Source organism: Gammaproteobacteria bacterium, assembly GCA_016199745.1.
Lineage (GTDB): Bacteria > Pseudomonadota > Gammaproteobacteria > Acidiferrobacterales > Sulfurifustaceae > JACQFZ01.
Genome location: JACQFZ010000022.1, coordinates 293,088 through 318,160, shown reverse-complemented (window position 1 = coordinate 318,160; position 25,073 = coordinate 293,088). Strand labels below are relative to the sequence as shown.

General features: G+C 58.2%; 16 protein-coding genes. All 16 read right to left on the bottom strand.

Annotated elements, in window-relative coordinates:
• On the bottom strand, positions 1–1,428 hold the full coding sequence (locus HY308_06395; protein ID MBI3897910.1) for an oligosaccharide flippase family protein: 1,428 nt from the start codon (positions 1,426–1,428) through the stop codon (positions 1–3).
• Positions 1,425–2,405, bottom strand: coding sequence for a GDP-L-fucose synthase (locus HY308_06390; GenBank protein MBI3897909.1), 981 nt, complete (start codon positions 2,403–2,405; stop codon positions 1,425–1,427). The genes HY308_06395 and HY308_06390 overlap by 4 nt, the downstream gene beginning before the upstream one ends.
• 12 nt (positions 2,406–2,417) lie before the next feature.
• Positions 2,418–3,530 (bottom strand): GDP-mannose 4,6-dehydratase, encoded by a 1,113-nt coding sequence (gene gmd / locus HY308_06385; protein ID MBI3897908.1) that lies wholly within the window; start codon positions 3,528–3,530, stop codon positions 2,418–2,420.
• Positions 3,531–3,629: 99 nt separating this feature from the next.
• Positions 3,630–4,532 carry a polysaccharide biosynthesis tyrosine autokinase gene (locus HY308_06380; GenBank protein ID MBI3897907.1) on the bottom strand — a complete coding sequence of 301 codons (903 nt, stop codon included), beginning with the start codon at positions 4,530–4,532 and terminating at the stop codon, positions 3,630–3,632.
• Between the two features lies 1 nt (position 4,533).
• A complete protein-coding gene (locus HY308_06375) occupies positions 4,534–5,673 on the bottom strand; it encodes a hypothetical protein (GenBank protein MBI3897906.1) in 1,140 nt (379 codons plus the stop codon).
• Between the two features lie 13 nt (positions 5,674–5,686).
• Positions 5,687–6,523 carry a polysaccharide export protein EpsE gene (gene epsE / locus HY308_06370; protein ID MBI3897905.1) on the bottom strand — a complete coding sequence of 279 codons (837 nt, stop codon included), beginning with the start codon at positions 6,521–6,523 and terminating at the stop codon, positions 5,687–5,689.
• Between the two features lie 10 nt (positions 6,524–6,533).
• Positions 6,534–7,805, bottom strand: coding sequence for an outer membrane beta-barrel protein (locus HY308_06365; GenBank protein ID MBI3897904.1), 1,272 nt, complete (start codon positions 7,803–7,805; stop codon positions 6,534–6,536).
• 10 nt (positions 7,806–7,815) lie between these two features.
• A complete protein-coding gene (locus HY308_06360) occupies positions 7,816–8,073 on the bottom strand; it encodes a hypothetical protein (protein MBI3897903.1) in 258 nt (85 codons plus the stop codon).
• A gap of 237 nt (positions 8,074–8,310) precedes the next feature.
• Positions 8,311–10,800 carry a translation initiation factor IF-2 gene (infB, locus tag HY308_06355; GenBank protein MBI3897902.1) on the bottom strand — a complete coding sequence of 830 codons (2,490 nt, stop codon included), beginning with the start codon at positions 10,798–10,800 and terminating at the stop codon, positions 8,311–8,313.
• A 28-nt stretch (positions 10,801–10,828) separates the two neighbouring features.
• Positions 10,829–12,346, bottom strand: coding sequence for a transcription termination/antitermination protein NusA (nusA, locus tag HY308_06350; GenBank protein MBI3897901.1), 1,518 nt, complete (start codon positions 12,344–12,346; stop codon positions 10,829–10,831).
• 26 nt (positions 12,347–12,372) lie between these two features.
• The gene (gene rimP / locus HY308_06345) at positions 12,373–12,831 is read right to left on the bottom strand and encodes a ribosome maturation factor RimP (GenBank protein MBI3897900.1); all 459 of its coding nucleotides are present in this window, start codon (positions 12,829–12,831) and stop codon (positions 12,373–12,375) included.
• Between the two features lie 293 nt (positions 12,832–13,124).
• Complete coding sequence (locus HY308_06340; protein MBI3897899.1) at positions 13,125–14,198, bottom strand: acyltransferase; 1,074 nt, start codon at positions 14,196–14,198, stop codon at positions 13,125–13,127.
• Positions 14,199–14,331: 133 nt separating this feature from the next.
• Positions 14,332–15,096 carry a phytanoyl-CoA dioxygenase family protein gene (locus tag HY308_06335; GenBank protein ID MBI3897898.1) on the bottom strand — a complete coding sequence of 255 codons (765 nt, stop codon included), beginning with the start codon at positions 15,094–15,096 and terminating at the stop codon, positions 14,332–14,334.
• Between the two features lie 41 nt (positions 15,097–15,137).
• Positions 15,138–16,802 (bottom strand): cyclic peptide export ABC transporter, encoded by a 1,665-nt coding sequence (locus HY308_06330; protein MBI3897897.1) that lies wholly within the window; start codon positions 16,800–16,802, stop codon positions 15,138–15,140.
• A 23-nt stretch (positions 16,803–16,825) separates the two neighbouring features.
• Positions 16,826–20,974, bottom strand: coding sequence for an amino acid adenylation domain-containing protein (locus tag HY308_06325; GenBank protein ID MBI3897896.1), 4,149 nt, complete (start codon positions 20,972–20,974; stop codon positions 16,826–16,828).
• A complete protein-coding gene (locus HY308_06320) occupies positions 20,971–25,038 on the bottom strand; it encodes a sulfotransferase (GenBank protein MBI3897895.1) in 4,068 nt (1,355 codons plus the stop codon). The genes HY308_06325 and HY308_06320 overlap by 4 nt, the downstream gene beginning before the upstream one ends.
• Positions 25,039–25,073: the final 35 nt, after the last annotated feature.

Here is a 25,073-nt window from a genome sequence, read left to right as displayed (position 1 = left end):
TCAGGATCTCCGCACTGCCGGATGAAGCACGCGCCGATAAATCACGGCGGTGGCGATGTACAGCACGATGCTGATGAGTAACATCGACAGCGCGATACCGACAATACCGAACGACACGATCAAACCGATGCCGCAGGTCAGGAGCAGCGCAATCGATAGCAAATTGATATGGAATAATCGACGCGGCTCACCGGCGGCCAGCACCGCGACCTCCAGCGGATAGCGCGCGAAGCTGATCGCTTGCGCCGCCGCCGCCAGTGCCAGGATGAGCCCTAATCCCATTCCGGAGAATTTGCCGCCGTACATCAAGCGCAATAGTTGTTCCGGGAAAACGACCAGCAGCAATACGAGTGGCGCCAGTAATAGCAGCAGACGCGTGCCCACATGCCGCACCCAACACGCCAAACCGGTATACCCGTTCGCGGCGAACATTAGACTGGCGCGCGCCGGCAAGTAAACGAAGGCAGCCTGACGCAACGGATTGATCAGGTTCACCAGGTGAATCGCCGCCCGATAGAGTCCGACGACTTCGGTGCCGAGCAAGGCGCCGACCACCCAGGCGTGACCGTTGGCGCCGAACCAGGTCGTCACGTTTTGCGCGAGCAACCAACCGCCGAAGCGCCAGACTCGTGCTGTGCTCGCCCGCAGACGTCGCTGAAAGCGCACGCGCCAGGCGAATTCGACGTGATCGCGCAGCTGGTAGACGCCAAATAGCACCGCGATCAGCGACGAGCCACCGAACACCAACAGCACCGCAACCGCCGTCAGCGACGACGTGCTCAAATAACGCACCAACAGCAGCACGCCGATCAGCTGTAAACCGTAACAGATGACATCGTTCATCGCGGCCGCGCGCGCGGCACTGCGGGTGTACAGCACGCGCCGCACAAATTCTTGCGCCATCCAGGGAAACGCCGCCGCCGCTAGCGTCATCCATAGGATGCCATTAGCGCGCGCGCCAGACAGGAACAACCCACAACCGGCAAGCGCCAACAGCAGACACACGCCAAGCCCGGCGACGATCTGCATGACGATGACAGCGCCGGTAAAACGCCGGTAACACTTACCCTTGAGCTTGGCACCGAGCACGTTATGCGACTGCGTGAGCAGCGAGGTCTGAAGACTGGTGACGAGCAAGAGTCCGGTCTGGGCTAACACGAATCCACCGAATTCTGCGGCCGCCATGAAACGCGCCAGCAACAACACCGACAAAAAATTCGCCAGACTGACGATCGATTGATCGATCAGGCTCCAGCTAGCGGCGTGATAGTTGCGCCGCCAATGACGGTAACGAAATAGCAGCGAGGACCAGCTGTCCCGCACAAACCCCTGCCCCTCGGGAACCGGATCGCTCCCGTGCTCGCGGCCTTCGTACTTCCCGGCATGGCAAGTCGGCGTGCGGGAAAAATTGGCGAGAGGTTTCGTCATTTTGTCGCGGTCTTACCCTCTTGCATCACCAACGGCGCCGGGATGACAGCCGCGTCTTGTTGCAAATACCATTCATACGTACGCTGCAAGCCGTCGCGTAAACGATAACGAGGCTGCCATCCGAGCGTCGTTATCCGACCTAGGTCCAACAGTTTGCGCGGTGTACCGTCCGGCATACTGGTGTCGAACCGAAACTCACCGGTAAAACCAACGACCTCGCGGATTGCCTCGGCCAACTCGCTGATGCGAAGGTCCTCGCCACAACCGATGTTGAGCATGTCGTCGCTGACATCACGCTCCATCAGAAACACACAGGCCTCGGCCAGATCATCGACGTACAAAAACTCGCGCCGTGCTTGGCCCGACCCCCAAATCGTCACGGCCGGATCCGCGCGCAATCGCGCCTCGTGCATCTTGCGCAGCAATGCCGGCAGCACATGGCTGGTCGCAAGATCGAAATTGTCGTTAGGTCCGTAGAGATTGGTCGGCATCACCGCAACGTAATGCGTGCCATATTGACGGTTGAACGATTCGCACAACTTGATCCCAGCGATCTTGGCCACGGCGTACGGTTCGTTCGTGACCTCGAGCGGACCGGTCAATAAATATTCTTCCTTGATCGGCTGCGGACAATCGCGCGGATAGATGCAACTCGAGCCGAGGAACATCAGTCGCGATACGCCGGCCTTGAAAGCGGCGTGAATCACGTTGGTTTCGATCATCAGGTTCTGGTAGATAAAATCGGCGCGCAAGACGTTGTTCGCGTGAATACCGCCGACCTTGGCCGCTGCCAGAAAAACATAATCCGGCCGCTCTTGCTCCATGAACCGATACACCTGCGGCTGGTTCAACAGGTCGAGCTGCTGGCGTGTTCGCCGCAGCAAGTTGCGAAAGCCGCGTTGCTGGAGGCAACGCACCAGCGCCGAACCCACCATGCCGCCGTGGCCAGCGACGAATATCTTGGCATTCTGGTTCACCGCCGCTGCTCCTCAGGACTCGAGATATTTGAAAGTCTTGAATCCTTGCTCGCGACACAGCGTGTCACGTTCGGCCAGCGCCAAGTCCTCGCGCACCATCTCCGCGACCAACGCGGCGAAGCTCGTCTTCGCTTTCCAACCGAGCTTGCGCTGCGCGGCACTGGCGTCACCGAGCAAGGTATCAACCTCCGTCGGACGGAAGTAACGCGCATCCACGCGAACGATGGTGGCGCCGACGCGCAGGCCACACGCGCGCTCGAGCTTGGCGACAGTACCGGTCTCGTGCACACCGAAACCCCGCCAACGCAGCGCGATACCAAGCTCGTTGGCGGCGGCGTCGATGAAATCGCGCACCGAATGCTGCTCGCCGGTGGCGATCACAAAATCCTCGGGCTCAGGCTGTTGCAGCATGAGCCATTGCATTTCGACGTAGTCGCGCGCGTGCCCCCAGTCGCGCTTGGAATCGAGGTTGCCGAGGTATAGGCAATCGTCCAAGCCCAAACTCACCCGTGCCAGGCCGCGCGTGATCTTACGCGTGACGAAGGTCTCGCCGCGCGTGGCCGACTCGTGATTGAACAAAATGCCGTTGCAGGCGTACATGCCGTAGGCCTCGCGATAATTCACCGTGATCCAATAGGCATACAGCTTCGCTACCGCATACGGGCTGCGTGGATAGAACGGTGTCGTCTCGCGCTGCGGCGTTTCTTGCACTTTGCCGAACAGCTCGGAAGTCGAGGCCTGGTAGAAACGTGTTTTCTTTTCCAGTCCGAGAATGCGGATAGCCTCGAGCAGGCGCAACGTGCCGAGCGCGTCGGACTCGGCGGTGTATTCCGGTTCCTCGAACGATACGGCGACGTGACTTTGGGCGGCGAGGTTGTAGAGCTCATCAGGCTGGACCTGCTGCACGATGCGGATCAAGCTGCTGGTATCGGTCATGTCGCCGTGATGCAGGATCAAGCGGCGCGGCGAGGTATGTGGATCTTGATACAGATGATCGATGCGATCGGTGTTGAACAACGACGTGCGGCGTTTGATACCGTGGACTTCGTAACCTTTGGCTAATAACAGCTCGGCGAGATAAGCGCCGTCTTGACCGGTAATGCCGGTAATCAATGCTGTTTTCATGCACCGCCTCCTTGCGACCGAAACAATGAAACTATCTCAACGTAGCTATCTCCTCTCCCAGAGGGAGAAAGAGCTAAATCTGCCTCCTTTCACCATTCCTCAAAATCGATTCAACACCGTGCCGATGACCTGTACCTGCGCGCGCCGCAAGCGTTCGGCGAAACTCTTGGCATCGCTTAGTCGCGTGCGATGACGGCGCAGCAACATCAAAGCGCCGCCGCAATGGTGGGCGATGACATGCGCATCGCCGAAGCGACTCCCAGGCGGCGTGTCGACGATAATGACGCTGAACACCTGTGACAATTCCTTCAACGCCTCCGCCAAACCGCCGCGATCGAGCAGTTCGAGCGGGTTCGGCGGTACCGGCCCTGACGTCATGAGCGAAAAGGTTTTGACGGCGGCGACGTGCTGCACCGCCTGGCCCGGTCGCATCCGGCCGGCCAGCAGCAGCGACAAGCCAACACGGTTCGGCACGCCGAATAATTCATGCTGGCGCGGCTGGCGCATATCGGCATCGATCAATAACGTCTCGCGTCCGAGTTGCGAAAACAACATCGCCAAGTTGGCGGCGAAATAACTGCGCCCGTCGGCGGCATACGGCCCGACAATGGCGAGCGTACGCTGAGCACCGAACCAGTGTTGCACCAGCAGACTACGCTGATCGCGTAGCTGCTCGACCTGCGCCGACGCCGGCCTGTGTGCCACCACAAGCTCGCGCGACAGCTTGGTGTCGCCGGCATCGAACGGCAGATGCGCGAACTGCAGCGCTAGCGCGCGTTCAACATCCTTCGCTTTGACCAAGCCGAGCTTGAGTGCCGCTTCACCGAACCGCAGCCCAATCTTTTTCTCTTGCAGCACCAAGATGTGTTCGACCTCGGCGACTGCAAGCACGCCGTCCTGCACCAGAATCTCGCCGATACTGCGCGTGCACGTCACGGATGGCGCATGGCCATTCGCGAACCAAGACTCGCGATCGGCGTATTCCGTAGGCATGACGCTCATATCAGTCTCCCTTCAGCAACTGGCCAAAAACCGGCAGGCCGAGATCGGCCTCGATGTCGCGCACGGTGCGGATGCGGCGGTCGGAGATCTCGCGCAACAGCGCCATACCGACGCCGAGAATCAAACCGACGACAGCGCCAATGAATAGATCGAACTTCGGTCTTGGAAATGACGGCGCCACCGGCACCATGGCCGGACTCAAAACCGACACGTTGGCCTGATCGAACTGCCCTTCCAGACTGGTTTGGTTCAAGCTCTGCAACATCGTGCCGTAGGCGTGCTGGGCGTTTTCCACCTCACGTTTGAGCATGTCCATCTGGTCGTACGCCTGGCGCAAGTGCAGCACCTTGGATTTTTGGTCCGCCAGCGAGCGGCGCAACGACGCCTCCTGCGATGCCGCGGCCTGGTATTGCGGATGGTTCACGCCAAGCTGGCGCGCTTGCGCGTCGTAACGTTGCGCTTGCGCAGTAATCAACTGCGCCGACAAATCCGCCATGCGCTGCGTCTCTAGATCGAGGCGATCCGCATCACCGACAATGCCGTGACGCTGTTGATACGTCGTCAGTTTGCGCTGCGCCCGCTCGAGCGCTTCGCGTTGCACCTTCGCTTGCTGTTCCAACCAAGCGGAATTGCGCTGCGCCGGGCTAACGTTCAATTTCAGATTGGTCTCGAGGTATGCCTGTGTGAAGGCGTTGGCGACGTTGGCGGCAAAACGTGCCTCCGGCGCCGAAAAATGAAATTCCACGACGCGACTCTCGCGCGCCGGTTGCACGTGCAAATTCTTGAGCAGTTTTTTGGCTAACCAGTCTCTCATGTCGCCACGTTGTCCATAGCGCCGAAATTCCTCACGTAGCGACGCATCATCATCCAACTTGAGCGTCTCGATGACGCGGCGCGCTACCGGATGGCTCGTGGCGATATCGATCTGGGTCGCGAGGTAACCGGGCAACAGCGATTCCGCGGTTCCATTTTTATCGAACGGGTCGCTGGTCTTGAACGCAATCACCACCGCCGTGGTCGCGGTGTAAGTCGGCGGCCAGTAAATATTGACGGCGAGCGCAGCACCGATCGTGAGCGCGAGACACGGTACGATCCAGCCGATGCGGCTGCGCAATATCGCCAACAGTTGCCATAGATTCATCAATCGTCCCTCGCTAGAACAGGCTCTCCTTGACGTAAATCACATCGTTCGCTTGCAGCGGCGAATCGAGACTCGACGTTACGACATTTACCTTGCCCTCGTTGTCACGCCGGCGGATCTCAATGCCACGTTGAGTGCCGCGCGCGGTCACGCCGCCGCCGACGGCAAGCGCCTGCATCAAGCTCATGTCGGGTTCCAGACGATAGGCACCGGGTTTATGCACCTCGCCGTAGATATAAAACAACTCCATGCGCGGCACGAATACGATGTCGCCTTCGTTGATCGGGATGTTTTGTGCGGCATCGCCGCGCGCCAATAGCGCGACCAGATCCACGCGCTTGTGCACGGTCTGCCCGTTCGCGCTGCGTTGCGTCACCATGAGATAATCGGCCGCCGTCGGACTCGGACCACCGGCAACCACCAACAAGTCCGCTATGGTTTTCACGTCATCGGCTTCGGGATTACGCATCGGGTACTTACCGGGCTTCGCGACCTCGCCCAAGATCGACACCAACGGGCTGCGGAAACGTACGACTTGAATATTGACCTGCGGCCGTTGCACCAACCCGCCCACGCTCAGCAGGGTCGCGAGCCGCGTGCTCGCCTCCTCGGTCGATAAGTTTGCGATCTCGACTTCTCCCAGCAACGGGAAACTCAGCTTGCCCGATTCGTTGATGCGCGCCTCGGTCGTAAGATCCGCATGGTTGTAGACCGTGATCTTTACGACGTCGCCCGTTCCCAATTTGTAGTCCTTGGCGGCCACCGCCGGCAGCGTGAACACGAGGCACCCTGCCAGCATGACGCAACGAATTAACACCGCCGCTCTCATGAATGGATTCCCAATTTCCATCGTCAGCCTCTCAAAAACTCGCACGCAGCGTGGCACTGACGCTGTGGTAACGATAATCGCCGTTGTCGGTGTTCGAATCGCGCGTGCCGGTCTTCCAAGCGAGATCGAGGTGAACATAATCGACCAACGCATAACCCAATGTGACGCGCACCGAATCGAGTCGATCGACGCGCTTTGGCGCCGAGGTCAATATCGGCGTGGGATCGCCGCGATAATCGCGCCGCTCGTTGATCAAGGTCGCGGAGAGTTTGAGCTTGTATGTCATCGCCCAGCTCGGTCCGAGGTTCGTGCCTTGCGAGACCACGTAACTTGCACTCTGATCGTCGGCCTGCGTCAGTTCGCGCCACGCCGCCATGGCCAACGTCGTCTTGCCACTCAGTGGCCAGTCGAACGTCGCGCGCCCAGTGCCACCGGAGAAATCCCGTTGCGTGACATCTAGGTAGCGACGATGGGTGTGCCCCAGTCTTAGCTGCGCGTGCGACCCTGCGGGGAAACGCCAATCCGCGACCCAGGCGGTCTCGCTTTCGTCGTAATCGTTGTCGACCGCCACGCCGGCAACATCCTGCGATTGCTCGTAATCGCCGTGGATGAACCGCTGTTGCAGGCCGAAATAGTTGGGCTCCGACATCGGTTCATCCGTCGCCGTCCCGGCAGGCACACTCAAATAGTGCAACGCAAGCGCGGTGGATACGGCCGCCGTATCGAGCACCCGGCGTTCTTCCAGGCTGTTGTCGACCTCGCGCCGTTCGGCGTCGCCCTGCACACGCCAGCGCGATAACATTAAATAGTTGGCCTCAACATAGCCGCGTTGATCACCCCGTAAATTGCGTTCGTCGGCGATCTGGGTCTCCAGATTCGCGAGCGAGCGGTCGTAGTCATAACCCAGTTTTCCGTTCCAGCGATTGCCGACGACCCAGTCCCAACGGCCGCGCGCCGAGCCGCCGTCGCTATTCAGCGCGGTGAACCGAGCAAAACGCGTTTGATCCACCGCACCATGCAGGTTGAACACCTGTCGCGCCGCCTGTCCCTGAAGGTCGACACCGGCCTCGAACACGCGATAAACGTCACCGCGCTCGTCAGTACCTAAGAGCGCTTGCGTATCCGCGTTGTCAGCTAGACGAAAGACATTGTCGTCATGCGTGACGCCGATAAACAGGTAAGGCGACAAGCCGGCGGCATGGGCCGAGGCGAGCAAGCCGTCGCCCAACACCAATCCGCTTGTGATGGCGTAGGCGGTGCACGAGGTCCAGGTCAGGCGGCGCCGATGTCGATTATTTTTCATTGAATGTGTTTCAGCGCGCGGCCACGACGGTGAACACGACGATCGAGTTCACTAAACGCTGCCAGACGAAAACGACTGCAACATCGGCCGGCGTCACCGGCGCGTTTAGCGATACGGGCGGCTCACACTCGCGGACAGCAATGTTATGCTTACTAGAATGGACATGATCGTGCCCCGCGTGCGTTCCATACATCGCGGCAACAGAGAAAAAGATTGAGCGCGTCACGCTGTGACACAACTTCAGCAAAAGGATGATGAGGATATTCATCCCGACGCTTCCCTTATTGTTAAAATTCTTCCTTGTAAAACTACGGATTACAATTCTGTTACAACGTCGAACCTACGCGCGCACGCGACAACAGCACAACGCATAACCGAGCGGCGGTGTAGTTTGGCAGCTGAAAGCAAACGGACGATGTTGGTGTGGCCAATAAATGGCCACACCACTTTGGACAGATTTATCGATTGAAAGAGGAGAGAAATCCCGCTTCGCTTAGGCGAAGCGTTAGACGGTGCGCGCGACTTCGACCCGTTCGAAGACTTCGATCTGGTCGCCTTCCTTCACGTCGCTATAATTCTTCACCGAGATGCCGCACTCGAGGCCAGCCTTTACCTCGCCGGCATCGTCCTTGAAGCGGCGCAACGATTCGAGCTCGCCTTCGAAAATGACGACGTTGTCACGCAACACGCGGATCGGTCGATTGCGTTTGACCACACCTTCGGTAACGAAGCAACCGGCAACGATGCCGATACGCGGTGCGCGAAATACTTGCCGCACCTCGGCCAGGCCAAGGAACTGCTCTTTGATCTGCGGCTTCAACATACCGCTGATGGCCGCCTTCACTTCGTTGACGGCGTCGTAAATGACGCTGTAGTAATGCACGTCGACGCCATGGGTCTCGATCAGACGACGCGCCGACGCATCGGCACGGACGTTGAAACCCATGATAATGGCGCTCGAAGCGCTCGCCAGATTGACGTCGGATTCGCTGATACCACCGACCATGCCGTGGATGACCTTGACCTTTACCTCACTGGTCGACAGCTTCTCCAACGACGCCGTCAGTGCTTCAACCGATCCCTGCACGTCGGCCTTGATGATGAGATTGAGCGCCTTTGCATCGGCGTTTTCTTGCAGCTGCTCGAAGACATTTGTCAGCTTGGTACTGCGGGCCGCGAGCTGAACATCTTTAAACTTGCCCTGACGATACAGCGCGATCTCGCGTGCTTTGCGTTCGCTTTCAACCACCACCACTTCGTCGCCCGCGCTCGGCACACCGGCGAGACCTTGAATCTCCACCGGGATCGATGGCCCCGCTTCCTTCACTGGCCGACCTTTCTCGTCGAGCATGGCGCGTACGCGGCCGAATTCGCGGCCGGCAAGAACGATATCGCCTTTATGCAAGGTACCGCGCTGGACCAGTACGGTGGCAACCGGGCCACGGCCCTTGTCCAAACGCGCTTCAACCACGAGGCCGGACGCCGGACCGGTCTTCGGTGCTTTCAATTCGAGCACTTCCGCCTGTAACAATACGGCCTCGAGCAATTTATCGATACCGGCACCGGTTTTGGCGGAAACATCGACGAATATTTCCGAACCGCCCCACTCTTCGGCAACGACCTCGTGCTTGGTCAATTCTTGGCGAACGCGGTCGGGCTGCGCTTCCGGCTTATCAACCTTGTTGACCGCAACCACCAGCGGCACCTTAGCGGTACGCGCATGATGGACCGCTTCGACCGTCTGCGGCATGACGCCGTCGTCAGCCGCGACCACGAGAATGACGATATCGGTTGCCTTGGCACCACGGGCACGCATGGCGGTGAACGCCTCGTGACCCGGCGTATCGAGGAACGTCACTACGCCCCTCGGCGTTTCAACATGATACGCGCCGATATGCTGGGTGATACCACCGGCTTCGCCGGCGGCGACTTTGGCCTTACGGATGTAATCGAGCAACGATGTCTTGCCGTGATCGACGTGACCCATAACTGTTACTACCGGCGGGCGCGGCTCAGCATCGATAGCAGCAACCCCGCCGGCATCGGCGAGTAGCGCCTCGGGATCGGTCGATTGTGCGGCCTTGGCGACGTGGCCCATTTCTTCGACGACAATCGTGGCAGTGTCGCGATCGAGTACCTGGTTGATAGTCACCATCATGCCGAGCTTCATCAAGCTCTTGATGACTTCGGCGGCCTTGACCGACATCTTCTGCGCGAGTTCAGCGACGGTAATTGTTTCGGGCAGCGCGACCTCGTGCACGATCGGCGCTGTCGGCCGTTCGAATGCGTGCTGGCCGGACATGCTCGTCACTACCGACCGCGGCTGTGGGCCGCGGGTCTTGCGGCGCATCTTTTTGCCTTCGGCAAGATGCAGCGAACCGCCGCCACGGTCTTTGTCGTTGATCTTGTTGCCGTGCCGATCTTTCTTGCCGTGCTTATCGTGCTTCTCTTTTTCTTTGACCGGCGGCTTTTTGACTTCGGGCGCCGGCGCTGGGGCGGGCGCACGCGTCTCGACCGGGGGCGCAACTGGCGCAACCGGAGCGATCACGACCGGCTCGGGGACTGGTGCCGGTTCAGGCGCTACCTCGACAACTATCTCGGGTACGGTCGGCACCAATTCAACCACTTCTTCTTGCGACTCCGGTTGCTCTTCCTCTTCCGGCGACGCTGCCGGACCTTCGATGGAGCTGCGCTTGACGAATGTGCGCTTCTTGCGCACTTCGACCTGCACGGTACGTGCCGGCCCGGTACGCGACGACTGCGTTACCTGGCTGGTCGATTTACGCTTGAGCGTAATTTTCTTGCGGCCGGAGGTATCGGTGTCGTTGCCGGTGTGATTGCCGCGCAGATACGAAAGCAGCGTCAGCTTCTCTTCGTCGTTCAGCTCATCGCCAGGATTTTTCCCGGGAATGCCGGCGGCGACGAGTTGTCGCAGCAACGTGTCCGGCGGAACGCCGATTTGCTGCGCAAAGCCTTCAATAGTGGTATTTGCCATGTAACCTTTCGCTGCCGCTAGTACTGCCTTAGGCGGTATTGCCCGCCCTGTCATCACTCGGCTCGTCGAACCAAATCGCACGTGCCGTCATGATCAATTCCTTCGCGCGCTCTTCCGTCATACCTTCGACGACAAGCAGCTCGTCGACCGATTGCTCGGCCAATTCTTCGCGCGTCTTGATACCGGAACTCGCCAACAACCGCGCGGTATGCTCGTCCATGCCTTCCATAGTGAGCAGATCTGACGATGGCTCAGCCATATTAATTTTCTCTTCTTGGGCGATCGCCCGTGTCAGCAACACATCGCGCGCACGATTGCGCAACTCCTCGATCAATTCATCGTCGAACTCTTCGATCGCGAGCAATTCCTGCTTCGGCACATAGGCCACTTCATCCAGGTTGGTGAAACCCTCCTGGACCAAAATATTGGCGACGTTCTCGTCGACGTCGAGGCAGTCGATAAAGAGCTTAACGGCGTTGGCCGTTTCGTTCGCGCCCTTCTCGGTGGCTGCCTGCTCGGTCATGACGTTCAGCTCCCAACCGGTCAGCTCGGAAGCAAGACGCACGTTTTGACCGCCACGACCGATCGCCTGCGACAACTGCTTCTCGTCGACGATGACGTCCATGCTATGAGTCTCTTCGTCGACCACGATCGACACGACCTCGGCCGGCGCCAAGGCATTGATCACAAACTGCGCCGGATTATCGGACCAAAGAATGATATCGACGCGTTCGCCGGCGAGCTCATTCGACACGCTCTGCACACGCGAACCGCGCATACCGACACAGGCGCCGATCGGATCGATGCGTTGATCTTTAGAACTGACAGCGATTTTGGCACGCAAACCGGCATCGCGTGCGGCGGCGTGGATTTGAATCAGGCCTTCGCTCGCTTCCGGCACTTCGAGCTTGAACAGCTCGATGAGCAGCGCCGGCGCGGTACGGGACAGGAAAAGCTGCGGGCCCCGCGGTACCGAACGCACGTCTTCGAGCAACGCCCGAATGCGATCGCCGGGACGCAGACCTTCGCGGGGGATCATAGAGCTCTTCGACAACAACGCTTCGGCATTGCCGAGATCGATCACGGCGTCGCCACGCTCCAGACGTTTAACCACACCCGTCACCATCTCGCCCTTACGCGGCGAGTACTGGTGCACGATTTGCTCACGCTCAGCCTCACGCACTTTCTGCATGATGACTTGTTTTGCCGCTTGCGCGGCGATGCGGCCGAACTCGACCGCTTCGAGCGACTCTTCGATGAAACCGCCGACCTGTGCTTTCGGGTCGCGCTGCAGGGCGTCGCTTAGGCGAACTTGCCGATCAGGAAACTCGAACGGATCGATGTCGTCAGGCACGATTTCCCAGCGACGAAAGGCGTCGTAATTGCCGGTGTCACGGTGGATGTGTACACGCGCGTCGACATCTTGCGTATAGCGTTTGCGCGTCGCCGTAGCGAGCGCCGCTTCGATTGCTTGGAAGATGGTTTCTTTCTCGACGCCTTTTTCGCGCGAGACCGCATCGACCACCATCAATACTTCATTGCCCATATCGAATTTCCGTCAACGTACGTCGTTTACACCTGGGGCACAAGTTTCGCCCGATCGATCGCATCGAACGGCAAGTCAAAACGTTCGCTGTCGACGTCGATCACGATGTGATCGTTCGCCACCTCTAACAGGCGTCCGGTAAAATTACGCCGGCCACTGGCCAACGCTTGCAGCAACCGCACCTTGATCGTCTCACCCTGAAACCGGTGATAATCCGCCGGTGTCACCAACGGCCGATCGAGCCCCGGCGAAGACACCTCAAGCAGGTAACTTCCGGGAAACGGATCCTCGACGTCGAGAATCGCCGACAGCTGGCGGCTAACCTTGGCGCAGTTGTCGACCGTTATGCCGCGCGGGCTATCTATATATACGCGCAATAACCGATGCTCACGACCACCGGCAAGCTCGACATCGACCAATTCGAACCCGAGCGCCTGCACGCCCGACTCAATAAGCCCTCGAAGGGCGGGATGCACGCGGCTCATAACCCTTTGTTCCACCAGGAAAAAAGTTCATGGAAGAACTTTTTTCGGAAAATCTATAAACACAAAAGTGGGCGCGCGGCCCACTTCTCGTTACACCCCAATAACAACGGGCGGGAATTATAAGCACCAAACGGCAAAGCGGAAAGCCCCCAGGACTTTATTTGCCGAGGGACGCACACCGCTGACTAAGACTAAACAGCAAATAATGAACTAGGTAGGGGGACTAAATTCCTACAGCGTAGGCCGCTAAATTCGCTGCCATAATAACAACATATGAGTTCCTTCTCTAGCGATTATTCGGCCTTCAACCCCTTTCGAACGACAGCTTCGTTGGGAATCGCCTGATAGCGCAGCTGCCGCGCGCCTTTTTTGACCCGGTCCCGAATAATTTCGATCGGTCGCTCTATTGCTGTTATCAAGATCCAGGCCAGAATGCAGGCAACCGGAATCGCCAGAAGTGCCAATCGCCAATCCGGCCGCCCTATATTGACACCCAACGTCGCGCATACTCCCATGATCAGTAATCCGCTTTGATAATGCAGGAGGTAGATTGGGTAACTGTAGTCTCCCAGTCGCTTATCCAACCGTGTGGGCATCGAAAGTAAGGCGCGATTGTTGGTCAGCGATAGGATGAGGATCGCATTGAGCAACAGGTTTACATAAAAAGACAAATTAAAGACTAGACCGGTTATGTCGCCGACGTACCAATTCAACAATATTAGAAGAATAAGAACTGGCGGCGCAAAACCATGGTCGAGCCCTTTCCATAACCGCAGCAAATCGGCTTTGTAAAAGTAAATTAAGGCGCCCAAAGAAAACGGCAGCGATGCCGCCGGAAGGACGTTGTACTTATATTTCCATCCCAGGCCCAAGACGTTGATGGCAACGTGATAAATGACCCCAAGCAAAAGCCACATTAATACCCTGCGTCTATTTTTGGACAGACCCAGTCCGATGAGGGCATAAAAAGCTAACTCAACCGTGAGCGCCCACGAGGGAGGAACCAGACGCGGGTAACCACCCGTAGGAAAGAAGATAAAGGCATTTTTTAAACTCGATAATACATTCTCCGGCGGGTACAGACCGGGGTGGAGCGTGACGGAAAAACTCTTCCCCACCCATAGAATGATCACAATCGATACGACGCACGCCGCCCAATACATCGGATAGATCCGCAAAATCCGATTCATCCCATACCTGAATAGTCCCCGACGCGAGTATCCGTAGCTCTCCTGAACAATCAGCGTCATTAAATAGCCGCTTAGCGTGTAGAACCCGAAAACGGCATAGGTCCCTATACCTTTGACACCCGCCAAATGACCAGAAAGCACCATCAACGCCAACAGTATTCGATATGTTCCAAACATCGTCCGATAGCCTCCCTGGGAAACTGATAGTTCTGCGGGGATCCCCCATGCAGTTGCCGTAAAACGGCAAAGCACGACATCACCACCGATCTTCGGCCGATGACAAACAGACACAGTTAAAACCGCGATAAATTTATTGCAAGGATTCCACGCTGCCGCAATTGATCGGAGTAATCTGCAATTTTCTCTTTTTAGAGAATTTCGGATTAACCTTGACCCGGCTGGCACAGTACCGAAGGACCATCCCTAGCCGAATCTGATTAGTGACATTAGCGCCACCCGTGTGCAGATTGCGCGGATCAAACAGACAAAATTCTCCCGCCTTCATCGGAAAAATTTTGATATGGTCGCGCAGCCGCTGTGCTTCCTCGGCGCAAATTTCCTGATAGCGGCGGGATGGTTTTCCACCGGCTGCAGACAATTGCTGGCTGCGGTTGGTCTCGACCAGACGATGTAGATCGATATGCCGATAATGCACGGCCTGAAGCGCGCCCATCTCGACCGGAACATCACCGAGCGCCAACCACGTCGTAATCGAGTGAAAGTCACCCGATCCATCGCTAAGCAGGCTGGGCTCAAAATATTGCAATTGATCAATATCAATATGCCAATTGACGCCCGATTGCGGCAGTTTCGGATACAACCGGGTCTCGACCAGTTGCAACGAGTCTTCCTCGAAGACTTCACTAAGCCGAGCGGTAATTGCTTTATCCGTCACCAAGTTCATCAACCTCGGCCAGGATAGATGTAAATCGAATTGGGCGGCTCGGCTATATGTTGCCGTTTGCAACTTTTCGGCGCCTTCGATCCGCAAGGCCGCCAACTCCTCGGTCGACCAACTGATCCGAAATAGCGAGGAATACCCTGTCTCCTTGATCGTTTCCTTCAGTACGTTCATGATCGTTTTTCCCTTGATCGTTTCTAGTCAGCCTTGGTTTGCTACGACAGCGTCTCTTCCGCCGTTAGCTTGGAAATCGTTGGCGAATCTCGCCCGGTCGTCACGTTGTCGCGAATGCGTCCCTCATCGAGAGTGACGATGCGATCGGCAATATCGAAGTACCGGTCATCGTGACTAATCACGATGGCAGTCTTACCTTGGGCTTTGAGCTCCGGCAGTAACATCTGATAGAACACGCGTCGGAACACGGGGTCTTGATCTGCTGCCCATTCGTCCAGAACGTAAATGGGGCGATCTTCTAAATAGGCAGTCAGCAAGGCCAAGCGTTTTCGTTGTCCGCGGGAGAGATCAACCGTCGAGAACATCCCCTCGCGAATACGCACCTTGTCGTCGATCTCCAGCGTTTCCAGATAGCGCTGTGCATGTTGTTCGACACGATCGCGATTAAGTCCGATAAGACCGTCGAACACCGGAGTATCGGCAAATACCAGGCTGAACAATTGCCGAAATACTGCGCGATTCTCGTCGTTGACCGGCACCCCATCGAGCAACAGCTGCCCGCTGTCAGGCAGATATAGACCGGCCAGCAATTTTGCTAAGGTGGTCTTGCCGCTGCCGTTGCCACCGACGATAAAAACCAACTCGCCCGGCGACAGCATGAGATCAATCGGTCCTAATTCAAATGGATGGGCGTCCGACTTTCCGCCGTAGCTGTAGCACACACCCCGCAGCTCCAACCGTTGCCATTGCGGCACCAATGCTGCCGCATTAAGTCCCTCGCCGTGTTCCAACGTCAAACGCAATTCACCGATCTTGCGTAAAGCGACGCGGGCACGTGACATTAGCGGCAACCACGCCATGATGCGTTCCAGCGGCGCTGTCAGGTAAAGGATCACCAGCACATACGCGACCAGCGTCGCATGACTCAACGGAAACGACGCCGGCCGCGCGAATATCAACAAACCGATGGCGACGAAGAACAGCAATCGCCCGAGCGTCGCCGCCGTGTTTTGAATCGAGAATCCGGCGATCTGTTGTTCGCGCACCTTGGCATCAGCCGGCGCCAACAGCTCGACCATAAACGCCCGCCGGCGACCGGCATGCACCTTTAATTCCTTGACGCCGCTGATTAAGGTGTCGATGTGATGCATCAATTGGTCGAGATATTCGCGACCTCGTTGCAGATAGACGTGTGCACGGCGCGAGACCATTCGGTAACTCAGCACGCCGATGCACAAGAACACCAGCGTCGGCACGAACGCTATCGGTGATAACCAGCCGAGATATAAAATGCCAGAGAGCATGATGATGACACTGACGAATACCGTCGGCAACGCGTTCAACGCATGGGCGACCGCGATGACATCGGTCGTCAGCGTGGCATAGAGTCGGCCGGCGCCGAGTTGTTCGATTTGCCGCAGCGGCGCGTCCATGATTCGCTCACACAGGTGTTTGATCAGCTCCGACACCGAATGCTGCGATAACCGTGTCAACAACGACTGCGAAATAATGCGCGATATTAAAATGACGACGCAAAGACCGATAAACAGCCACATATTGATAGACGCTGCCGAATCCGGCTCGCGTAACACGCGATGAATCAGTCCTATCAACGCCACGCTGGCTACACCACTAATGACGCCGATAAGCGTCGCCAATAGCACGACGCGGCGTGACGCCTTAAGCAGAAACAATATGAGCCCCATAATTCCTCTCTTCTTCCTTCGCGTTACCGATCGGTCAGCCGCTCGAGCAACGCGTGTTCAATATTTTCGATGTTAGGCTCACGCATGATGGCATAGTGGTTGCCGCGAACCGGATGTTCTGTCAGCTTTGTAAAAAGTGACTGCCAACGCTCGGCCGTATCAAAGTGGCGGCGCGCGCGCCTTGACGCCTTCGCGGTCGGATTATGGGCACGAAACAGCAACACCTCACCGTCATAAGGCAGCGGCTGGTAACGGGTAAGCGCCTGGACATGCAGCTGACAAATTCGCGCGAGATTCTCCAACTGCTCCTCACCGATTTCCGGCGGTAAAATCAATGTCTTGCGCGCACGTTGCAGCACCGCCCGCCAGCGCATCCGCTTCGGCAACGCCAACAACATCTGCGCCGGCACACCGAAGCGGGCGGCAATCCATTTGATCGCCGCGTCATCGTCGAGCACCGCCGACGGCTCCTGCGATTTCGGTAAGTGCGTATCGAACATCGCAAGCAACTCAACAGATTGCCCTTGGGTGCGCAGCTGCTGCGCCATCTCGAGCACCAACATCCCACCCATGGACCAACCACCAAGGCGGTATGGACCTCGGGGCTGCCGTTCGCGGATTGCCGCCAGATAGTAAGAGGCCATCTCCGTTAAATCACCGTGCGCGGCCCGCTTGCCGTCAATACCGGCCGCCTGCAGGCCATAGATCGGCAAACGTTCGCCTAAGCGGCGAGCAAGATCAGCGTAAATCGCCACATGCCCACCCAATCCATGCACCAGAAACATCGGGCGCTCGCTGTTACCGGCGGCTGCCAACTCGACGAGTGGTGAGTCCGAATCGGGGACGAATAGTTTCTCGACGATACGGACCATCTCCGACGACGTTCCGGTGTCGACCGGTTCGAGCGACGATTGGCGGCCATCGATCGCTATCGCCAGTTCCGCTACCGTCGGTTTTGCAAACAATGCTACCAATGGCAATTCGACCGAGAATTCCGCACGAATCCGTGTCATTAAGCGCACGGCCAGCAACGAGTGACCGCCGAGATCGAAAAAATTATCGCGCCGACCGACCCTTGGAACGTTCAGCGTCTCGCCAAAAATATCGGCCACGCGCCGTTCCGTCTCCGTGACCGGCGATTCGTACGCGGTTTGCAGCTCGACCGCTCGCCGCCCGACCTCGTTGGCTAACAGCTTACGATCGATCTTTCCCGTCACCGTCAGCGGTAACTCAGATACCGTGACGAACGCCGACGGAACCATAAATTTCGGCAGCTGCTCACTCAGAAATTCCCTGAGCTCGGACGGCGACGGCGCATCAGTGCCGCCGACAACACAAGCGACCAACCGCGGTGAACCAACGGCGCCCACGCACGTCACCACCGCCGCCTGGATGACACCGGGATGTTCGTTCAGTACTGCCTCGATCTCTTCTGGCTCGACGCGGAATCCGCGCAACTTCACCTGCATGTCGACCCGGCCCATGAACTCAAGCTCACCATCCGGGCGCCAGCGCGCCAAGTCACCGGTACGGTATAACCGCACCTGGGAATCCCTCTGGAAAGGATCCTGCACAAAACGTTGCTCTGTCAGCGCCGGATCTCCCAGGTAACCGCGCGCCAAGCCTTCGCCGCCCAGATAGAGCTCACCAATGATGCCAACCGGCACCAACTGCATGAACGCGTCCAGCACCCGTGCTCGTACGTTAGCAATGGGTCGACCGATAGGTACCGGCATCAGCCGGTCGTCGCATGTCGGATCCCGCGCCTCGTGACACGTCGCAATTACGGTCGACTCGGTCGGCCCGTAGGTATTGAGCAGGCACACACCATGACCAACCTGCTGGATCCACGACGCGACCCGTTCCGGCAATGCCCGTTCGCCGCCGATCACCAATAGCCGCAACGGCAGCGGTGCCCTCTGCTCGTGCGCCGTCAATGTCGCTACCCATTCATGCCAATAAGCCGTCGGCAAGCTCAATACCGTGATACCAGCTGCGGTACAGGCCTCGGAAAATCCGGAAAAACTATCGAGCATGGCATCGGTACGCAGCACCACCGCCGCACCGACGCAGAGTGTCGGGAAGATTTCCTCGATGTGGGCATCGAAACTGAGCGAGGCGAATTGCAGCACGCGATCAGACGGACACAGCTGATACGCATCGGTGACCGCCTGGATGTAGTTCATCAGCGCGCGATGCTCAATCATCACGCCCTTAGGTTTACCCGTCGAACCCGAGGTGTAGATGACGTACGCCAGATTGTGCGCATGCGTTATCGCCACCAGATTTACGTCGTCAGCAGGCAGATCGTCGAGTCGCTCGATGACCATGCGCTCCACGGCGGCCGGTAACACCGGTAATAATCGGTTCGATACCACGCTGCTGATAAGCACCCGTGCACCACACTGCGACACGATCTCATGCAAACGTGCCGACGGCGTCTGCGTATCGAGCGGCACATAAGCGGCACCCGCTTTGAGGACGGCAAGGATGGATACGATGAATGCCGGCGAACGTTCCAACAACACGGCGACCCGATCATCGGCCGCTACACCCAGTGCACGCAAGCGTCGCGCCAAACCATTGGCTCGTGCATTAAGTTCGGCGTAGGTCAATCGTACGCCGGCGCATTCCACCGCTAACGTGTCGGGTGTCGCCGCTGCCTGTTGCTCGAACCGGCGATGCACACACGCATTTTCGACGAGTGGCAACGACGCTCCTGAACCGAGCGCCGATATCCGTTGGATCTCGTCTGCGCCCATCAACGGCACACGCGAGATCGGTAGGTCGGGGTCGGCGATAACCGCCTCAAGCGCGGTTTGATAGTGATCGAGCATACGCTCGGCGACCTCCTTCTCCAGAAGATCGCAGTTGTAGCCCAACGCCAATTTGAAATAATCGGCGTGCCTGACCCCTACCAGTTGCAAATCGAATTTAGACGAACCGGTGCCGGATTTAAGCGGCGTGAATTTAACCCCGGGTACTTCACGCGACAGGTTGCCGCGCCCCGCTTGCAGCACGAACATGACTTGGAACAGCGGATGCCGACTGGGATCGCGTTCCGGCCGCAACTCTTTGACCAACGTCTCGAGCGGCAATTCTTGATATTTGAATGCGTCCGTTACCGTCTCCCGGACGCGCTGCAACAACTGGCGAAACGTCGGCTCGCCATTAAGATCGGTACGCAACACGGTCATGCTGGCGAAATAACCCACCAGCGGCTCGAACTCCGGCCGCGACCGGTTGGCCACCGGCGCACCGACGACGATGTCGTTCTGCGACGAATAACGTGACAGCAGTAGCTTGAATACCGCCAGCAATAACATGAACAACGTCGACCGTTCCGTGCGAGCCAACGTCCGCGCGCGATCGATCAACTCGAGCGGCAGATGAATGCGTCGATGTGCGCCGCGATGCGTCTGCATCGCCGGACGCGGACCCTTGAGCGGCAACTCTATCGCCGCTATTGGCGGCGCCAGCTTGCGCCGCCAATACGACAACAATTCTTCCAGACGCGCGCCTTGCAGCCGCTGTCGTTGCCAAACGGCATAGTCCCGATACTGTAGGGTCAGCGGCGCCAGCGGCGACGGCAAGTCCTGGGAAAAATTTTGGTATAGCGCGAGCAGCTCTTGCATCACCACATTGATCGACCAACCGTCGGAAATAATGTGGTGAATTTTGAGATAAATCAGGTATTCATCGTCGGCAAGGCGAAATAATCGCGCACGCCATAGCGGTCCTGTTTCCAAGTCGATCGGAACGTGGGCCTCACGAGCGCATAGCGTCTTGATCTGACTCTCGCGCTCGTCCGGCGTCAACGCCGAAAGATCCTCCAGCGGTAACTGAAATCGCATATCGGACAACACTTGTTGCACGGGTTGGCCGTCTACCGCTGGCAGGACGGTACGCATCACTTCGTGACGCTGGACGATTTCATCGAACGCACGTTCGAACGCACTGATATCCAACTGGCCGACGATGCGAAAACCACCATGTTGGTGATAGACCGGGCGGCCCTGCAACATTCTGTCGATAAACCACAGCGGCTCCTGGACCAGCGACAACGGATAGTGTGTCGGTTTAACCCGCGCGCGCTGCTGCAGCAGTTGCGCGAGCAACTTGCGCTTCTCCTGCGCGGACAACTGCTGCATCTCACTCGCCAGATCACTCACCGCTGGTACTCCACTAACATCTTCTCCAGCAACGAATCGACCTCGGTGTCCGACAACGCGTTCATTTGCTGTAACAGGTCCGGTACACCGTCGACCGCCTGCAGCTCGGTCTCGGTAACCAGCGACGGCATCGGCACATTCGGCGCCAGTGAACCGTCGACATCGGGATAACCGAGTTCACGCGCCAGTTCGCGGGTGGGCGCACCGAGAAATTCGCTCGTCATCACCCGCGCCCAGCGATCGGCAACGCTTGGATCGATCTTCTTATGCTTAACCAGAAAATTCTGATCGCCCTGCATGCGACCCTCACTGACGGTGGCATCGACCATGCGCTTGTGCATGTCGCGGTACGGATCGGCCATCGCCTCGTCGTAGGGGATCTCGCAAAACTCCGACAGCGCCTGCATGCTCCGTTCTGGCTGCCGCACCAGATCCTCGAACGACAGGCGTGTGTGCCGCGATGCCGGAATCGACGATAGGAAATCCAGCACGTTCTGGTGACTAATGGTCCAGACCAGCTCGGCGATCTGCCGCGCCGAATACGGAAATTTCTGCTTGACGCTGTAACGCACGCGATAGGTCTGATCCATCTTGTAATCCAGGAACGACCGGATCATGCCGCACGGGTGGCGCAGCAGATGTACGTACAACGGCTTATCGAAAATCATTTCGGCGCGCCGCAGAATCTGGATTTGCGATGCATAGCTCGGCGTCTTATCCACCAAGATGCGATCGCCAATCGGCTCCTGCATCAATCGATATAGATCAGCGGTCGACATGCGCTCGGTCTCATATTTCCGCATCGCCGTACTCGCCTCCTCATTGGAGCAATCAAGCGCTTCCATCAACGCCCGCGTCGTGCCTTCCAGCCAGAGGCCAGCCATCCCGGCATAGGCCTCGCGCCGTTGACCCAGATCATCGAACGGCAACAACTCCAGTTCCGGCGGTGCGAATAATTTCGAGTTGCCCGCCAACATGACCCGCAGTAACGTCGTGCCACAACGCGGCGGCGACAAAATGAAGATCGCTCGTGGATTCTTCTTGCGCTTGGGCGAGATCTTGCCCTCTTCGCGCACGATGTAGCTCTCCACCAACGCCCGCGCCTTCGACACTTCCTCATCAGTGATGCTCGTCGGCCAATCGGGATCGACGAACTCGGTTTCACCGACGACCTCGCTCGGACACAACCGCTTGACCGCAGCCGGGTAGTGTCGCCGTAAGTACTCACTCAATTCCGCGACCGTCTGCGCCTCAAAGATGGCGAGGATGTGAATGGTCTCTTCGAGCTGCTTCTGAATTTGATTGATCAGCGTCGCCGCTTGCAGCGACTCGCCGCCGAGTTCAAAGAAGTTGTCACACAGGCCGATGCGGTCGATCTTCAGAATGTCCTGCAACCGACCGACAACGAGATGTTCAAGTTCGGTACGCGGCGGCTCGTACGGCACGCTCAAATTCGGCCGCGGGCGTATGCCATCCACTGTGGCTGGCGCCGCCGACGGCACAATCTCGGCCGCTGTCGGCGTCGGTACGGCATCGGCTACCGTGCTATTCTCGACCGGTGGTTGCGGCAGCGCGGTCTTGATCCAGAAACGCCGCCGCTGCCATGGATAGGTCGGCAACGATACGCGCCGTTGCGGCGCCGACTGCAACCGCGACCACTGCAGCGCATGTCCGGATACATATAAGTGGGCGATCGTCTCCGCGAACGACACTGCCGAGCCGTCGGCACCGAGGGCAACGACCCGACCATGCGGGTTGAGTGCTGCAAACTGCGGTTGCAACTGGCGGGCGAGCGACGCCGGACCGATCTCCAACAGGCAGTCTGGCAAACCATCGCGCAATACCTTCAATACCGCGGCGATGTCCGGCAATGCACCCAACGATCCTTGCTGCCAGTACGACACATCCAACACCCTACCATTGCGCACCTCGCCGCGACTGGCACAGATGAACGGCAAGGCAGCACTGGCACTACGAATCTTACTCATGTGATCGCGGGTGGCGTCCGTCGGCGTGCTCGACTCATCGCGAAACGCGGCAATTGAAATGGCATGTTCCGGTTCTAACGCCCGTGCGACATAAGCCGCGGCCAAGTCGCCCTTACCGAAACCAACGACGGTGTCAACGGCCACGCCGATATCGCGCAGGGTGTCGGCAAGCGCCGCTTGCAGCGCGAACAACAATTTATTTTCATGCCCGAGCGCGAGCTTGGCGGTAGCACCCGCCATAATCGCCGCCATCGGCGAAAACGCTGTCAATGCCTGCAATCGTTGGTCCCACTCGCGCAGACGTCCGCCGAACACATTGACCTCGGCGGTAAAGCGCGGCGCGAATGCCGACCATGCCGATGCATCATCGGCGAAAACGAATACTGTGCGTGGGCGCCGACCATAGGGCTTGACGCCCTGATGCAACCCATCGGCCGATTGATCGTCGATATAGGCGTTGAGCTGCTTGATCGTCTGCTCGCGTGTGGCAGGAATGAGGACTAACCGCTGATCGTGATGATCGCGCTTTGCACCAGCGGCATAACAAACGTCGGTGAGCTCGACCGCAGCATCGGCCAGAAAATGGCGATAAGTCTGCGCCAGTGTCTTTAGCGCCTCAGGGCTACGCGCCGACAAGCACAACATCGGTTGGCGCAAACCTGCCGGCGTTTGATCATTGACATCGGGCGTCGCCGCTTCCGCCAAGATCAAATGCGCATTGCTACCGCCGAAGCCGAAGGCACTGACGCCGGCGACCGCCGTCGCCGCCTCTGGCCACGGCGTAAGCTCGGTTGCGACCTGCAAGCCGAGACTCGGGAACGGAATATTCGGATTCGGCTTCTCGTAGTGTACCGTCGGTGGTATCTGCCGATGCTTTAATGCCAGCGCTGCTTTGATCAAGCTGGCGATGCCGGCCGCGGCTTCCATGTGTCCGAGATTGGTCTTGACGGCGCTGAGCAGACACGGCTGACTGCGACCGCTGCCGACGCCGACGACATTCGACAATGCCATCGCCTCGATCGTGTCGCCCAGCAGTGTACCGGTACCGTGACACTCGACGTATTGCACTTCATTCGGCACCACCTGCGCCTGCCGGCAAGCGGCGCGTATTACCGCCTCTTGCGACTGCCGGTTGGGCGCGGTCAAACCGTTGCTGAAACCGTCTTCGTTGATGGCACTGCCGCGAATCACGGCGTAGATCGAATCGCCGTCGGCGCGCGCCTTCGACAATGTTTTGAGCACGACGATGCCGGCGCCCTCGCCACGCACGAAGCCGGCGGCCGCAGCATCAAACGCCCGCACGCAACCGTCCGCCGACGAGAAGCCGACCTTGGTAATATTAACGCCGTAGGTCGGCGACAAAATCACATTGACGCCGCCCACCAGCGCAACGCTCGACTCACCGCTGCGCAAACTGCGGCAGGCGAGATGGGTCGCGACCAGTGACGATGAGCAAGCGGTGTCGACCGCCATGCTCGGACCATGCAGATCGAAAGCGAACGACAGACGGTTGGCGGCGATGCTGAGCGAGCTGCCGGTACCGACAAAGGCATCGGCCATCCGCAGATCGCTCGACAACAGCAGGCCATAGTCGCTACCGCAGATACCGATAAACACACCGGCGTCCGAACCGCGTACCGAGCTCGGCGGAATGCCAGCGTCTTCCAACGCTTCCCAGGCGAGCTCCAGCAACAACCGCTGTTGCGGATCGATGCTGCAAGCCTCGCGTTCGGAAACTCCGAAGAACTCGTTGTCGAACAGATCGACCTGCTCGAGAAAGCCACCGCGGCGTGTGTTCATCTTGCCAGGGGCCTGCGGATTGGGATCGTAAAAGGCATCGGCATCCCAACGATCGCCCGGCACGTTACTGATGGCCTCGCGTTTGTCGCACAGCAACTTCCAATACGATGCCGGATCATTGGCGCCGCCGGGAAAACGGCAAGCGATACCGACGATGGCGATCGGCTCGTTGGCGGCGCGTTCCAGCGCCTCCACGCGCGCGGTTTTTTCCTTCAACGCGAACACTGCGCGCTGCAACGGGGTTAACCCACTGAAGCGATCCGAAAGCTTCGTCATAAACACTCCATAATTAAGAATAATAAAAAATTAAC

Excerpts from the sequence above, each read along its gene's own strand:
- HY308_06365 (MBI3897904.1), bottom strand. The coding sequence starts at position 7,805 with ATGAAAAATAATCGACATCGGCGCCGCCTGACCTGGACCTCGTGCACC.
- HY308_06395 (MBI3897910.1), bottom strand. The coding sequence starts at position 1,428 with ATGACGAAACCTCTCGCCAATTTTTCCCGCACGCCGACTTGCCATGCC.
- HY308_06375 (MBI3897906.1), bottom strand. The coding sequence starts at position 5,673 with ATGAATCTATGGCAACTGTTGGCGATATTGCGCAGCCGCATCGGCTGG.
- HY308_06320 (MBI3897895.1), bottom strand. The coding sequence starts at position 25,038 with ATGACGAAGCTTTCGGATCGCTTCAGTGGGTTAACCCCGTTGCAGCGC.
- nusA (MBI3897901.1), bottom strand. The coding sequence starts at position 12,346 with ATGGGCAATGAAGTATTGATGGTGGTCGATGCGGTCTCGCGCGAAAAA.
- HY308_06340 (MBI3897899.1), bottom strand. The coding sequence starts at position 14,198 with ATGTTTGGAACATATCGAATACTGTTGGCGTTGATGGTGCTTTCTGGT.
- HY308_06360 (MBI3897903.1), bottom strand. The coding sequence starts at position 8,073 with ATGAATATCCTCATCATCCTTTTGCTGAAGTTGTGTCACAGCGTGACG.
- rimP (MBI3897900.1), bottom strand. The coding sequence starts at position 12,831 with ATGAGCCGCGTGCATCCCGCCCTTCGAGGGCTTATTGAGTCGGGCGTG.
- HY308_06380 (MBI3897907.1), bottom strand. The coding sequence starts at position 4,532 with ATGAGCGTCATGCCTACGGAATACGCCGATCGCGAGTCTTGGTTCGCG.
- HY308_06335 (MBI3897898.1), bottom strand. The coding sequence starts at position 15,096 with ATGAACGTACTGAAGGAAACGATCAAGGAGACAGGGTATTCCTCGCTA.
- HY308_06330 (MBI3897897.1), bottom strand. The coding sequence starts at position 16,802 with ATGGGGCTCATATTGTTTCTGCTTAAGGCGTCACGCCGCGTCGTGCTA.
- gmd (MBI3897908.1), bottom strand. The coding sequence starts at position 3,530 with ATGAAAACAGCATTGATTACCGGCATTACCGGTCAAGACGGCGCTTAT.
- infB (MBI3897902.1), bottom strand. The coding sequence starts at position 10,800 with ATGGCAAATACCACTATTGAAGGCTTTGCGCAGCAAATCGGCGTTCCG.
- epsE (MBI3897905.1), bottom strand. The coding sequence starts at position 6,523 with ATGGAAATTGGGAATCCATTCATGAGAGCGGCGGTGTTAATTCGTTGC.